The sequence below is a fragment of the Anatilimnocola aggregata genome, from assembly GCF_007747655.1.
Lineage (GTDB): Bacteria > Planctomycetota > Planctomycetia > Pirellulales > Pirellulaceae > Anatilimnocola > Anatilimnocola aggregata.
Genome location: NZ_CP036274.1, coordinates 8,100,265 through 8,115,437, shown reverse-complemented (window position 1 = coordinate 8,115,437; position 15,173 = coordinate 8,100,265). Strand labels below are relative to the sequence as shown.

The 15,173-nt window shown below is 57.1% G+C and carries 9 protein-coding genes; all 9 read right to left on the bottom strand.

The genetic code is table 11. From position 1 onward, the window contains the following. Positions 1 to 17: 17 nt before the first annotated feature. The 9 genes from ETAA8_RS30895 to ETAA8_RS30855 all read right to left on the bottom strand — a co-directional run bounded on the left by ETAA8_RS30895 (position 18) and on the right by ETAA8_RS30855 (position 15,163). Positions 18 to 932: a DUF1559 family PulG-like putative transporter gene (locus ETAA8_RS30895; protein WP_145101129.1), complete on the bottom strand. Its 915-nt coding sequence runs from the start codon at positions 930 to 932 to the stop codon at positions 18 to 20. A gap of 21 nt (positions 933 to 953) precedes the next feature. After that, positions 954 to 1,604 carry an EF-hand domain-containing protein gene (locus tag ETAA8_RS30890; protein ID WP_145098209.1) on the bottom strand — a complete coding sequence of 217 codons (651 nt, stop codon included), beginning with the start codon at positions 1,602 to 1,604 and terminating at the stop codon, positions 954 to 956. Next, a complete protein-coding gene (locus ETAA8_RS30885; protein WP_202921370.1) occupies positions 1,597 to 3,252 on the bottom strand; it encodes a tetratricopeptide repeat protein in 1,656 nt (551 codons plus the stop codon). The genes ETAA8_RS30890 and ETAA8_RS30885 overlap by 8 nt, the downstream gene beginning before the upstream one ends. Positions 3,253 to 3,254: 2 nt before the next feature. Then, entirely contained in the window at positions 3,255 to 4,763 is a 1,509-nt protein-coding gene (locus ETAA8_RS30880; RefSeq protein WP_145098203.1) for a DUF4159 domain-containing protein, read from the bottom strand. A 1-nt stretch (position 4,764) separates the two neighbouring features. Further along, the gene (locus ETAA8_RS30875) at positions 4,765 to 5,223 is read right to left on the bottom strand and encodes a hypothetical protein (RefSeq protein WP_145098201.1); all 459 of its coding nucleotides are present in this window, start codon (positions 5,221 to 5,223) and stop codon (positions 4,765 to 4,767) included. Positions 5,224 to 5,245: 22 nt separating this feature from the next. After that, positions 5,246 to 5,692, bottom strand: a complete 447-nt coding sequence (locus tag ETAA8_RS30870) for an ExbD/TolR family protein (RefSeq protein WP_145098198.1) — start codon at positions 5,690 to 5,692, stop codon at positions 5,246 to 5,248. An 84-nt stretch (positions 5,693 to 5,776) separates the two neighbouring features. Then, positions 5,777 to 6,187, bottom strand: a complete 411-nt coding sequence (locus ETAA8_RS30865) for an ExbD/TolR family protein (protein WP_238397621.1) — start codon at positions 6,185 to 6,187, stop codon at positions 5,777 to 5,779. A 128-nt stretch (positions 6,188 to 6,315) separates the two neighbouring features. Then, positions 6,316 to 7,368: a MotA/TolQ/ExbB proton channel family protein gene (locus tag ETAA8_RS30860; protein ID WP_202921369.1), complete on the bottom strand. Its 1,053-nt coding sequence runs from the start codon at positions 7,366 to 7,368 to the stop codon at positions 6,316 to 6,318. An 88-nt stretch (positions 7,369 to 7,456) separates the two neighbouring features. Continuing rightward, complete coding sequence (locus ETAA8_RS30855) at positions 7,457 to 15,163, bottom strand: tetratricopeptide repeat protein (RefSeq protein WP_145098191.1); 7,707 nt, start codon at positions 15,161 to 15,163, stop codon at positions 7,457 to 7,459. Positions 15,164 to 15,173 lie beyond the last annotated feature (10 nt).

Below are 15,173 nucleotides of genomic sequence, written 5' to 3'. Positions count from 1 at the left end.
TTCTGGTGAACAGAGCGCTACTGCGGCGTGTTTCCATCGCCCCGCAGGAGCGTTTGCTGATGTGCAGTGGCGCTGATGTTAAAGGGAATAAGGCGCACGCTGCCGTCGCAAAAGGCCATTAAGAAGCCGCCCGGATGGGCGCTGCCAAAGGCATAGCTGTTGTCGTAGCCTTTGCGATCTTGGCAGGGCGGATTGTGATTGCGGACGGTATCTCGATCGCTGCCGCTGTAGGCGTTCTCGTTGTCGCCACTATCGCCGCCGGTGGTGTAGTGATCGGGGTTCATGTACTTTTCGCCGAACAGGTAAGTGTTCGACAGGCCGTCAGTCACTTCGCGCATGGCGTAGCAAATGGCGCGGCCTGCGACTCCGTCCGTTTCTTTGGCGGCAGGCTGCACTAGCGAGTTCGGGCCACCATCATCAAGCACAATAGTGCCGGCGTTCATCGCGTAGTCGCTGCGCGCCACCTTGGTAGCTGACGCCGCTAAATAGGGAGCGTAAATGGCCGGTCCAGCGGGATAAGCCCTGGCCGGTCGGCGACTGGGGCAGGTGAGAATGCTGAACGTACTTTGCACGACGAAGAGTGGATCCTTGTGGTCGAATAGATTCTTCTGTTCGACGAATGGCAGAGTGCTGTAGATCCACCCCGCAGGTTGTTGCGGACCAAGCCCCTGCGCGGGGACGCCGAGATTGCGAAATCCCCAGCCGCCATGCGGAAAGACATTGACCTGGTCGACATGCAACTGAGCGCCGAGTCCCCATTGTTTGAGATGATTTGCGCACTGGGTTCGTCGCGCCGCTTCGCGCGCGCTTTGGACCGCGGGCAACAGCAGGGCGACTAACACGCCGATAATCGCAATCACGACCAGCAGTTCGACGAGCGTAAAGCCGAACTGCACGCGCGCCCGACGCACGCCACGAACGGGGAGGGACATCAATGCACCTGGCGGGAAAACCTAGTTGTTTTGCAGTGCAAAGTGTACATCGACGCCGACCAGACTGTCACCCGAAATTTCTCTCCCCAGCGTTGTGTTCGTGTTGTATCTAACGGGGAGGGAAATGGTCGGGTGAGTGATTTCGACCCGGTAGAGTCCTGGCTGCACCGCCTGCAAACCGCGGTCGGCGGCCGGCAGCAGATCGTCGGCAATGGCCGGCTGCGAGCGCCCCTTGTCGTCTGTCATCCCGCTGGCAACGAGCAACGAATCTTGCAGAAAGGGCTCGGGGCGCAAGGTGACGGTCGCCCCCGCGAGTGGCTGGCCGTTGAGAGAGGCACGGCAATAGAAGGGCATGAGCCCGACCTTCGTCACCGCGATCGATTGAATCCTGTTTTGGATCTCGGCTGAGTCGACTTTGCCATCGCCGCTGGTGTCGTAGAACGAGAGGGCGCTATTGATTGCAGCAGCGGATGTCAGCTCCTCTCCAGCGAGCGCGCCATCTTTGTTCGCGTCGTACTCTTCCATTGCGGCAGCCGCGATTTTTGCCGGATGCAGCCCCGGTGCCGCAACCCGCGGCGGTGTCGAACTGCAACCGCCGCTGGCGAGGCCTAGAACGAGCGCGGATTGAACTAGCAACAGGCCTCGACTCAGCCTGCGCCATTGCTTATTCATCCTTCACGCCGCCGAGGGTCAGAAAGATCTTGTACTTGTTGTTCAGGTGAGTGTGGGCAACGCTCGCGTTTCCGTCGCTAGGGAACTTCTTGCAGACTTGCTGGAACATTTGAATTGCTTGTTCCGATTGGCCCGCTTCTTCCCGCGTGTAACCGATTTGCAGCATCGCCCAAGGGGCCGAAGCCTGATCGCTGGCCACCTGTGTATAGAGAACAATGGCTTCGTTGTATTGCTTCAGATGGCGATGGCACCAGGCCATCATCTTGTACTGTTCGGGGAAGTTATCGCACTGACGATAGTGCCCAATCGCTTCTTTCAACTGCCCTGCTTCGCGATAGGTTTCGCCAATCGCGTAGCGCCAGCGATTCGAGTTTGTCGTGTCGGACTTATACAAATCCTCGTACACGGCGACCGCTTCGGGAACCTTCTTAGCATCGCGATAAGTGCGAGCCAAATCGGACTGCAACTTGCCGCGACTATCCACCTCGGCCAGGGCAACCGCTTGCACGTAGGTTTCGATGGCGAGCGGCAGATTGTTTTGTTCGCGATAGCTGGAAGCAACCTGGTTGAGTCCTTCGACCTTGTTCGCATAGCGGCGATACGTCGTCCGCGCGTCATCCCATTTGGTGCGCGACTTATAGAACCCAGCGAGGCGACCCAAGAGTTCATCGTCGGTGCCCCCCAGTGTCTTTAGCAGCTGTTCGTAAGCAGCGGGAACCTGATCGTCGCGCTTGGCGATGGCGAGCAGATCGAGCAAGTTGAGACCGTTGCGTTTGGCCTCAGCCTTGGCTTCTGGCGTGGCCAGATCGGTTGGGGATTGTGTCTTCAGCCAACTCATTGCCTGATCGGCCAGCTTGCCACCCTTGGCAACCGTCTCTGACTGGCTCATCAATTCGGCCAGCGGCTGGCGAACGTATTCATGAACGCGATGGGCCAGTTGCGGGGGCTTGTAGGTTGTTTCGAGTGACTTGACACCGTCGTCGAAGGCACCTTCGCGAAAATGATAGGCCGCCAAGTTCACGGAGGCGTTGATGCAGCTTTGGTTGGAGTCGCGATTTCGTTTGGTATCGAAGGCCAGCTTTTTCCAGAATTCAACTCGCGCCGGCATGTCGTTCTCGATCGTCGAGATATCGATCAGGTCGTTCATGGAATAAATCGAAACGAGATGCCCAGGATACTTGGCGACGACATCGCGCAAGGCCTTCTTCGCTTCTTTGATGCGACCAATTTCCTTGTAGGTGCGGCCGATATAAAAGGCAGCTGCCGTGGCCTGTGGTGAATCGGGCCAATAGTCGATCACCGACTGAAAGCCTTCTTTGATGGCCGTGTTTTGCTTGCGCAACTGCACCTGGCAGATGCTCCACTTCAGTTGCGCATAAGGCGCCCCGCTGCTCGATTCGTACAGTTCCATGAACTTTTCGTACTCGGCTGCGGCGATCTTCCAGTTTGCTTCGCGGGCATACTTTTCGGCAATCTGCAGCTGATAACGTTCAACTTCTTTCAGTTGCTTCCAGCCATCGAGCGAGAGTTCGTTCAGCTCATCGGCCTGACCCGCAGGAGCAAGCAGGCCAAGAGTAAGGAGCGCCGCAAGTAGCAGGCTCTTAAGCGATCGGTACAAGTACGATCCAGCGAAACATTCCATCGTCATGCTCATTTCCCCTTTTGCTGCTTGCCCATCAGCCATTTGGATCGTTCGACGTACGCATACGTCATGACATTCGCGCCGAGTTGGTAGCAGGCCTCATAAACTTCGGGCTTTACGCCTGAGTGACCATCGGCCCAGGCATCGCCGATATCACCAGGATGGTAATAGACCAGCCATCGACCATCGAGTGACCAACCCAAAGCCTGTTTGCCACCGTGAGGCGCGACATAAGGCAGGAACGGTAGCGGATACGGAATGCGGTGGATCGTGTCATCGAGCGGTACTGGCACCGGGCGAATCTCGGGCAGTACACGATTCATGGCGGCGATGAATTGATTGTGAAAATGCTTGCTGCCGCCGTTGTCGGCGAAAATCATCCCGTGACGGTCGATCAAATATTCGCGGAGCACACGGACATCCTTGTTCGACAGGCTGATGTTTCCTTGGCCGGTCATATAGAGGAACGGCGGTGTCGCTTCGGGAGCAAAATTCGATAGTTGCTGAATGCTACGGAACTCGGTATTCTCGGCAATTTTGTGCTGCTTGTTCGTCAGAAAATCGAACTGCAGGAGCATGTTCTCATCGCCACCGATGCCGAACTCCTGGTCCCAGTCGCCACCGTCGTACTGCAGGCGGATGAAGCGAATCTTGCCACCCTTCTTGCCCCCGCCGAAGCCCGCGCCGGTTCCTTCACCGTAGCCAACCGTGTAGGCATGTTCGGTGACTTCTTGCAGCTGTAGTTTGACGTCGTCGATTGGCGGAACATCGAACTTGATAGCACTGAACGGGTTGATGACGAATTTCTTACGGATGACCTTTTGGATTTTGACCTGCTGCGCGACCTGTTTGTACTGGCCACCACCCGGTGGCATGTCCGCCGACTCTTGACAGCCACCAAACTGCAGGCCGAGTAGCAACAAGGCCCAGCCGATCCAGAAGCCAGCGCTGTAAGCGATGGTAACGAACGTCGACTGTTTGAGCTTGCGATTCTTGCGGCCGTAGTACCAGGCATGCGGATCGAATGGATTCCAGCTGCGCTTGCCGGGTGGAGGTGCGAGCGCATCTTCATCGGTCGCAGCATGGATGAAATCACCCTGCTTGAGGTGCTCTTCAATGCGGCCGAGTTCGATCCGCCGCGAACTTACTTCCAGATACCAAATGGCCCAGGCGAGGCCGATGCTAAAGAGACCCCAGGGCGCGAAGCTGCGAATTGTGTCGCTAAGGCCGTTCAGGCCGAGGGCATCGCTCAGAAAATGCACGGCCGGCCAGCAGGCGATATAGGCCGCGGTAACGACGCGACTCCAAGTCAGCTGCGACGTGCTTTTCTCACGGACCTTGCGCAACCAGATCCCGCTGAGCAAGATCGCGGGCAACAGCAGCAACCCCACAACTGGGAATACCCATTCCGAACTCGGCGCAGCCTGCCACAACCAAAGTCCCGCCAACCACAGCGGACTGTAGTAGAGCGTGATCTTTTGCAGGGTGTTCAAACTGCGATGGAATTGGGCAAACACGTTATTTCACATTGTCGAGCAGGTTATCGAGCTTGTTTTCCAGCGGATTGGCGTTGGGGTCCGACTCTTTGGTCTCGTCGATGCCCAGAGCCTTCATGGCGCGAGTTTTGTCGTCAACTGGGGCGTCGGTTTTCGCGGTCTCAGCGGCAGGCGCGGCCGCTGGTGCGGCGGCAACTGGGGGAGCCGCGGCTGTCTTTTTCGCCTCTGGTGCGCCGTAAATCATGTAGGGCCCGATGGTGAACACCGCGAGCAGGGCAATCGTGCCGATCACCGAGATGACCATGCTTTGCACAAGCAGGCTAGTCGAGACGAGTCCGACCACTTCCTGCGGGCTGCGTCCCTGCAACTTGCCGAGAAACTCTTTCAGCTCCGCCAGCGACGCGGAGCCGTTGTTCTTCAGGTTATGCAAATCCTTCAGCGGACCGAAGCCGGCCGAAGTGCGTGGTTGATTGCTTTCCATACGTCACCTTTTCAATCGATTGCTAGGGGCTGGGCGAGCTTGCGGGCGAAGCCACAGGCTGCTGAGCCGATTGATCTTGTTCGAGAATATGAATTAGTTCGCCGCCAGCCTGGCTGATGGCTTCAATGACTGGTTCAAACCGCGGCGCGGTCACGTCTTTATCGACCTTCAGCATGACGGTTCGTTCACCAGCGGGCGCATCGCCAAGTTCTTCACCAATGGCCCCACTCAGTTCCGATTCACTCCTCTGCTGGCCGTTCAAAAAGATCTTGCCGTCGACATCGATGACCACGGTCACGCGGCCACCCTTGTTGTTCTCCAAGTTGGCGACCTGTGCTGGCTTCCATTGAATATGACTGTCGTCCTGTGCGCGAGCCAGAATCACAAAGAAAATCAGCAGATTGAACGCAATGTCCCCCATCGCCGTAGACGGCACATCCGCTTTCATGGTTCGACGGGCAATTTTCATTTGAACAAACTCCCTCTCCTCGGTACTCCGGAGGGAGGGTTGCGGTGAAGGGTTGAGGCGGGTACTAACCCGGCCATTGTTTTGTTAATTACCGACGGTGACGGTTCGTTCTTCTTCGCGCTGGATTGTGATACTGCCGCCCGCATCTTGCACCAGCGACGTGACCGAGATCCAGTTTTCGTAAGGGGTATCAGGACGAGTCTTGATAACTACCACGCGATCTTCCGGTCGAGGCTTGCCTTTGAAGTGTGTGGCTAACCTGCCTGGCAGCTCTGCCTGGCGAACTGCTGCACCATTCAGCACGATGCCGCTTTTGGTGACCAGAATTTCGGTGTTCTCTTGTTTCTGTTCGGTCTTCGTCTGCTGACTCGACGGGATATCTTGCTTGCGACCACGGTCGGGCTGCGTCGACGCGCAGACGAGAAAAAACACAATCAGGTTGAACGCGATATCGCCAGTGGCGACAGCGGCCGGTTCAACAAGCAGTTTATTCATCCCGTTGCGACGCATACGAAGTCAGAAGTTAAAAGTGTGAAGGCAGAAGTAAGAAGCTTGTTCGGCAAACTCCCTCGCCTCGGTACTCCGGGGAGAGGGTTGGGGTGAGGGGCTGATGCTCAAAGTGCTCAGCGATGCGTAGTAACTGGCGGTAACTCGGCAACGTCTGATTCTCGTCCCGCGAGCGCCAATTGGAACGTGACCGCTTCAATCAGTTCCGCGGCTGATTCCTGCACATCGAGCACAAAGCCGTTGATCGTGCTGGTGAAATAGTTGAACGCGACGAAGGCCGGAATACCAACGATTAGCCCGAGCACCGTCGTTAGCAGAGAGACCATGATGCCGCCGGCAGCAGCTTCTACGATGTTCTTTTCGCCCATGGTGGCAACAATTTCGGCGAAGGACGAGACCATGCCGGAAACTGTTCCCAGGAACCCCAACATCGGAGCTGCTGAAGCGACCGTAGCCAGAATGGGCAAGTGCTTTTCCATTGCCGCAACGATGTGCACCGAGTACTCATCCATGCCCTTGGTGACTTGCTCTTCGATTTTGGCGGGATCATATCCCAGGCGGCGCGCGATCAGATACTTACGCAAACCAGCTCCGAGAATCGCAGGGACGGGGCCCTTGTGACGTTCGACCAATTCCAAGGCATCTTCAATTTTGTCGGATTGCATCAGCTTGAGCACTTGCGAACGAAGTGCTTCGTCTTTGGTGTTGAGCATCAGCAGGGCGCGATAGCGCTCGATGATCACACCGAAGGCCAGAATGCCCAGAAAGAGAATCGGCCACATGAAAATGCCGCCCTCGATCATGTAACCCAGGGCACCGGTCTTGGTCAGATCGTTAAACAGCTTGGCTGTGCCAGTCGGTTCGTCGCTCTTCTCTTTGTCGTCCCCCTCCCCTTTGCTTCCCTCCTCCGGTTCAGCATCGCCCGCTTTGCCTTCGGCTTTCTTGTCGTCCCCTTTGCCACCCGGCGCTTTGGCTGCTGCCGCGGCATCGGCCGTCGGCTCTGTCGCTAGCGCGGGGTCGTTCACCTTCGGGGCGACTGGTGCTGGAGTGGCCGGAGCCGTCGCAGCAGGCTTCGCACCCTTGTTCTTCTGGGCACTAGCTTCATCGTTCAGGATATCGTCGACCTGGCCAGCCAAGGCCAAGGTCAACAGCAAACTCGCGAGCGTCATGAGCAAACTACTTTATTGTTGGAGTCCCGGCTTCAGCCGGCAGATCTCAATGATGTTCGGAGGAACCGGCTAAAGCCGGAACTCCAACTTATTCGTCCACGCTGTTAGCTTCGGCTTCGAACTGGTTGAGCATTTCAGGCAGAGCCAGGCGGCCACGAGCGTATTTGGCTGCTTCGCTTTCCTGATGCTTCCAGCGGCAGTTGTTGTAGCGAATGAACGCTTCGCGATTGCTGCCACCCATGCGGAAACTTTCACCAGCCCAGAAGAGCGAATCGGCACACAATGCGTCATCGGGGAACAACTTGGCAAAGGCATCGAAGCTCTTACCGGCAACCAGGTACTTCTTCGACTTGTAATAGCACTGCCCCACGCGGAACGCCATTCGCGGCGCGTGTTGATGAGCATTGAATCGTTCGAGGAACTTCTCGCCGACCTGAGCTGAAATATCGAACTTCTCGGTCTTGTAGAAGTAGTCCGAGATGCGAATCATCACGTTCGGAATCAGCGGGCTCTTGGGGTGCGTAGCGGCCAGCGTTACGTAAGCTTCGAGGGCCTGATCGAAATCGCCAGCTTCTTCGTAGGTCTGAGCCAGCTTGTACTGGGCGTCAGGTGCGAGCGTATGATCGGGGAATTGACGCAAGATCATGTCGTAGGAACGAATGGCTTCGTCCCACTGACCGAGTTCCTGCGCAAACTGACCGAGCAGATAAGCCACGCGCGGAGCGTACTTCGGATCGGGATAGTCTTCCATCACTTCACGCAGGATGCGTCGGCCCGATTCCAGGTCGAGTTTCTTCTCGTCGTCGCGGCCGAGCGTCTTGTGGCTCTTGAAGAGTTCGAAGTAGCTCTCAGCAACGCGGAACTTGGTTTCAACAGCCAGGGTTTCGTCGTTGAACGTCTTGCTGAACGCAGCCACCAGGCCATCGGTACCAACGACCACCGGAACTTCGATCTGCAATTCCAATTCACCCGATTCGGTGCTGGCCGCAAGATCCTTATAGCGAACGGTGACCTTGTCGCCAAAGTAAGTCTCAATCACCGGATCGGCCGGATCGAGATTGTCGACCTTGGGAGTATCGACGGCCTTCAATTGCAGAGAGCCAGTGAAGACACCACTATGCGCGAGCGTTTCTTCCAGGCGAACCGTTTCCTTTTCGCCCAGTTCGGTTGTGATGACAACTTCTGCAACATCGCGCGCATCGGAGGCGTCGAGATCGGGATCGACAACTTTGAGGAACAGTTTTTCGCCGACGTGCAGATGTTCAAGCTCCTTCTCGTAGTCGCGATCGGTGCAAACCAGAACGCCATTCGAGATCAAGCGACCTTGGGCCGACAGAGTTTGGGCTGGGCGATCCGGACGGCGAGCATCCGTATACGAGGCAGTTACCAGGTCTTTGCCCGTGAGGTTCAGCACGTGCGTAACCAGGTTTGCGCCAGCGGTTTCTTCCGTTGCTTCTTCGCTCAGCTTGACTTTGCCGATCAGGTTGCGGGGCATGGCAGTGGTCAAAGCGACTTCGGCAGCGCTGTTCTTGCCGCCCAGTTGCAGGATCACTTGGCCGACAAAGCGACCTTCTTCCAAGGCCCATTCGCCGTCGACGGTCGTGGGTACGTTGGAGAGTTGGTTCGAAATCAAGCAGAGAACTTCAGCCGTTGCACCATCGCTGGTGACGAGTTTGACGACCACACTGCTGCGGCTGTCTTTGGCAGCATCGGGATCGATGACTTCAACCGTCAGCGGGGCTTCGAATGCGACGCCACTGACTTCCTTGCCTTCCTTAGGCGGCAGTACCACCGTTCCTAGAGGGGCAGTCGAGCCCTTCGGTGGCGGCACGACGCGCGTTTCAAGCACTCGAATCTTGGCCAGCGATGGTTCAGTCACATAGACGACCGCTTCGCGTGGCACGCTATGACCAGGGAAAGTGTTGTGGGTATCGAGATAGCGAATGTAAACGCGATCTCCCATCTTCACGGCCAACTTGCCAGCCGCAGCTTTCGGGTCAGCGCCCGGAGCAACGGTATCGACTTCCTTGGTGAAAATGCCGGTATTCTCTTCGGTTTCGACAGCAACCAGTTCGAGTGGCTCGCCATCGTTCACAATGACCTGCAGTTTGACCTGATCACGCTGATTGGAGCTGTCCTGATCGTAGTCGGTAACTTCGACCACAATTCGTTCACCCGGATCGATGCGCTTCAGTTCCTTGCGGATGTTGGCGACGTTGCCGTTGTTCTGACGTTCGAAATCATAGGCGATCGCATGGATCGAAGCGTTGAAATAGGTGGCTTGCAACTTGCTTGTCAGCAACTGGCTGCCGCCGTTCTCATTGAGTGTCTGCTCGTCGGTATAGGTGCCGACGACGTTATCACCAGCAGCAATCTCAAGCGAGTTATTGCCCGCCAGTGCCAACACGTCTTCCTTGGTGGGAATGTGCACAACAGCGGGATCGGCAGCTGCGATCTCGATGTTGCCGACTTCAAGGGCTTCGCCCAGATATTCGTTGCAAGTGAAACGAACGTAGCGCAGGCCTTGTTCGGGGAAGTGGAATTCCCAGTCGTTGCCAACCGTAATCAAACTGGCACCCTTGGCAGGGCGAAGGGCGAGCGCCTTGATATCGACCAAGCCGTCACCCTTGATCTCGACAGGCTTGAGGGTAACTGTTTGCTTGCCAGCCTTGGTGAACTGCACGCGAGCGACGCGTTCAGCGCGGTAGGTGGTCCAGGCACCAGTATCGGGAACTTGCACGGTGGCCGAGTGGCCGTCGACTTCGATCTTGTAGCTGCCACCGGGGCCAGCATGAGCATGCTGGGTCCAGACTTCGTAAATGCCGGCAGCGGGGATTTCGACTTCCCAAGCGGCGATATCTTCGGGCGACTGCCAGAAGCCAATGTGATCCACATTGCTGGTTTCTTTCGTCACGCCGAACTTCTCGGTCTTCTTCGTCAGCTTGACGGTTTCAAGCAGCAGCGGAATGTTGCCTTCGTTCGGCAACGCAGCAGCAGCCTCGGCAAGAGCCTTCTTCGCAACTGGACTCTCCAGGTCGAAATCGCTGGCGCGGAAAGGAATCAGTGTGATTTTGCTGCTGTCTAAATCCGAACGAGCAATCAGTGCTTCGACTGGTGTTTGACCAGTAGCGGAAGCGGCGAAGATAGTTACATCGTGAACGCCGGCATTCAGCCAAAGATCGGAACTCCGTCCACTACCACCGATGGGCAGTTCTTCGCGGCCATTCACGGCCAGCGCCGTGCGATTGCCAAGCACTTGAATTCGGACGGCACCAGAACGGGGCTGCACGAGCTTGCCGTGCCACATCACTGCATAACGCTTGGTCGAATCTTCTTGCTCGACCGGGCGCACCCAGCGAAGTGTTTCAGCATCCGCTTCTTCGATGGCTTTGCTGTTCTTCCACAGCGCGGCGATCTGGTCCCAAGTTGTGTAGTTCGTAAATTCGCCGTTGTAGACCTTCTGCTTCATTCGTCCAGCTTCGCCCGCCGAAGGGAGCGTTGCTTTCTCAGGTTGGCTGGCAATGCGGAACCAGAATTCGCCGTCTTGACTGCCATACAAATCAGCTCGCACTGGAGCATGCTTCGTCGGATCGGCGACACCCACGCGAACGCGGGCAGTCTTTTTCAGATCCTTCATATCGATCGTAAGCGACTTGGGAGTTCCGCCGTCGGGTTGGCTCATCCAGGTGGTCTTGGGATCGCGATCGATGGCCATGAGTGGGCTGTGATCGATGGCGGTATCGGTCGCCAACGCACCGGCGGGGAGTTCGCCCGTTGTCGCGCTGGCTTCGAAAATGCCTGTATGAGGACCAGTTTCCTTGAGCTTGACTTGAACTTGATCGCCACTGTCTGCGGCGAGTTTCACCACGATTTCGTCGGCATCGTTGGTCAAGTCTCGATCGCCATCTTTCACGCGCAGATAAACCGGATTGCCCGGCTTGATCTGCGTGGCGGGGCGAACCTGCGAACGGCGCTGGTCGCCATCTTCTTCCGCAGCTTCGCGAGCGAGAGCTTCGCTGAACGATTCCGTTTGCTTGTCGACGATGGGATTGCTCGCCATTTCGAACTTAGCATCCGAAGCAACGCGAATCTCCACGTCCGACAATGGAACGTTCTTGAACTCGCTCTTGAACTCTTCGGGATAGTCGCACTTGATGGTGTCGTTGCCGGTCAATTGCAACACACGGTCATCCTTAGTGGCCTGACCGAGGCGAGTTTCTAAATCGACCCGGAACAGACCCTTGCCTGCGCCCGAACCGGTGAGATAGACCATTTCGCTATCGCCACCTGGCTCCGTGGTTACGCGCACCGGAATGCGATTGTGACCGCGGCTGATGCCCAAGTCGCTATCGTGTACCACGATCGACAGGGCCATGCCGGGAACGTGACGCCGCTTGCTGGCGCGACCCAAGCGACCAACCGTGCGCAGCAGGTTCAGCTGATCGATATAGCGTTCTTCGGCACCGTAGACTTCGGCCAGGTTGTAGAGAGCCTGGTTGGCCAACTCGACATTTGGCACCCGTTCGAGCACCGCGCGGAAAATATCACGAGCTTCGTCACGGTCACCACGCCGGAAGGCGAGCACACCGCGGAGGAACTCGGCACGCACGACGACATCGATTTCGGTGCTGCGAGCAAGCTTTTCGAAGACGGCTTCCGCCTGATCGTACACCTTTTGCGAGAGATACGTCTCACCAATGCCGAATTCACCTTCGATGGCCTGCGGGGTCTTGGCGTAACGATTCACGACGGTCGTGAACTCGCTGCGGGCGATATCGAAGCGTTGAGCTTTGTAGAAGTTGCGGGCGAGCAGCAATTGCATCCGTGCCTTGACGGTGTCTTCGACCTGCATCGATTCGCTGAAGGCGATGAGCCAGCCGCGGAGAATCTCTTCGACCTTGTCGTGATTCGCGTCACCACCACCGGCGATCAGGCGATCGCAGACGAACATGAGCAAGTCAGGAGGAAGCTGATTTCGATTGGCGTCGAAGAGCGCCTTGTTTGCGAGGTAGGCGTCAAAAGCCAAGCGCTCATCACCCAAGCGGAAGTAGAGCGCGGCCTGCAACAGCGGCGCCAGCGGGCTGGAGTCATCAATGGTGAGTCCCACTGCTCCCATGCGAGCGAGTGATTGAGTTGCCAGATCGCGAACGGCTTTCTTCCGTGGTTCATCGACATTCGGAATGTTTGCCAACATGCCAGTTGCCAAGGTGGCAGCTGACAGGAAGTCTTTACGACCGACGGCGGACTGGACGAACGGCGTAATGCGATCGAAGTCCCACCAATCGTTACCAACGATGCGAGTCAATTTTTGCAATTCGAGCAGGCGCTGAATCTTTTGACCTGCAGCCGCAGGTTGGGAATCCAGCAGAGCCAGCGTGGCACCAGCGGCAGCTGGCTGCACTTGCAAATCGCGGATGGCGGTGAGCACGCGAGCCTTGTCTGGCTCGGCCATCATCGCGTTCTGGCGAATACCATCAACCCAGCCATTGACGGTCCACATATCGAGATCGGCACCACGGAGCGGACGCTCCGCCTGGCGGGCCCGAGTTGACTTCAGAATCTTCTCGAAGCTGGCCAAATCGTTGGTGGCCAGCGCGTCCGCGGCTTGCATCAGGGCAAAGCGACCGAAGAAGTCGGTATCGGCATTTACCAGGTCGGCGAGCAATGGTGCACGCTGGGCAGGCTCCTTCAGCCTACCAAGCAGACGCAGGGCACACTCGCGGGCTTCGCTATGTTGGCGATTGTAGGTGGAGTAAAACGTCCACCACGCAACGGCTTCCGCCTCCATTTTGTGTTTGAGCAGGATATCGCCTATGCCCGACGAGTATTGCGGATCGTGACCGTGTTGTTTCTCACAGTTTTGAATCCACGCGAAAGCCTGCTTGGCCATCTCGGGATCGTTGTTCTTGTCAGCTGCGATCATTATGCGCCGCCAAATATCGCCATTCGACGATTGGGGCTGAAACTTCAGCCAGTTTTGGGCCGCGGCCTTGGCATCCTCGGGTTTGCCGTAATCGGTGGCAGTTTCCAGCCAGTAATAGGCAACCTGCTGATCGGTTGGGAATTTCTGGGCGAATTGAGCGTAGACTCGCACTTGCTCGCCGCGCTTATTGGCGGCCGCATTGTGGCGGTAATAGTCAGCCTGAAGCTGCAAGGCCGCTCGGGCGGCACGGTCATTCACCTTGCTAAAGTATTCTGGCTTTAAAAGGTTGTTTCGTAGCGCTTCAACCTGATTGGAATTGGCCGACCGCTGTTCAATCCACAGCGCGACGAGTGGAATGGCATCGGTCTTCTTTTGCTCTTCAGTAGCGAAGGCGGCCCGCTCCTTGAGATCCTTGTTCTGGCGAACAGCTTGGATCCAGTTGCGCACCCACTCGCGGATGTTGCCGAGCTGCGGATATTGCTGCCGAGCCTGCATGATAAGAGCCAGGTCGCTCTTGAATTCGTTCTCATCAGCGGCATTGCTCAGGAGCCATTCAATGGGGCCCGCCGTATGGCCGTCATCAGTCGGCGATTGCGAAATTAGCTCGCGAGCCGTTTGCTTAGCCTTAGCCACGTCCTTCAAACGATCGCGGTACAAGTCGAATGCCAAAACGTAACGCAAATACGCCGGATCTTTAGCTGCTTGCCCAAGAGCCGCCTTCAACTTCTGTTCGCTGTCGGCCAGCTGCGCTGGCTCGTTACCATTTTCGCGAACAAACAACGAAGCATTGCCGTTGAACGCAGGTTCGACGGGCAACAGCGTAGCGAGAATCGCAACGCCGCGTGGTTTATCACCGGCTGCGATCGACGACGCGGCTAGATAAGACTGCAGCTGAAAGCGATCTGGCCGCTGGGGAAACTTTTGCACGTACTGATCGACCAATGGTTGCAACTGGTCGGGCTTGGCCCCGGCGTGAAACATGCGGTAGACCAGTTGAAAGTGCGAAAACTGGTCGTCACGGAGCGAACGGGCCTGCCGAAAGCTCTCGGCCGCATTGGCATGCTGCCCCAAATTACCGTGATTTTCGGCCAGCCAAAGATGAATCTGGCGCTTTCCTTCGTTGTCGCCAGCGAGGTTCTTTTGCAGCAATTTATTGCCGACAACCGACGCCTTGGCCCATTGCCCTAAACGGCGGTACTCGTGAAACGAGTGCACCCCCAATTGACGAGCAAACTCGCCGGGGGGCAACTTGTCGAGCATTTCTTCGGCCAGCACTGCCGAGGCGGTAATACCTTCCGCGTTCAAACCACTAAACAGTTGCACCGCTCGAACGCCGTGACTGCGACCGACTTCACTGCCGCCTTGGCGTTGCCAAACCGCACGGCTGGCCTCAGCAGTGGCTTTGCGATCTTCGAGTTGGCTCAATGCATTCGCCAGGCGAACTTCGACATTGGCCACTTCTGGCGAGGTGGGATAGCGAGCGACAAACTGGCGGCAGGCCGCCCCCATTTCCTTATTGCGTGAGAGGGCTTCCAGGCCGTCGAGCAGCTTGAGCATCACGGCTTGATGGCGGGCGTCGCCGGCATGAGCCGAAACAAATTGCTGACCAACGCGAACGAGCCCGAACAATCGCCCCTCGCGATGGTATAGCTCGACGAGCTTGAACATCGCCTCGGCCGCTTCGGGCGAATTGTCTTTGTACTTGCCAAGCTCCGCTTCCAGCGCCGAGGCCTGCTTGCTGACCTCGTCGTTCGCTGCCTCTTGATTGGCAACGGGTGGCATGGGAGCGGCAGGCGCCTGCGCCCAAGTGCTGGCGATTGGCAGCGTCCAAGCAAAGGCAGCAATCACTGCGGAGGCGAGATGGCGACGCATACGGTATTCC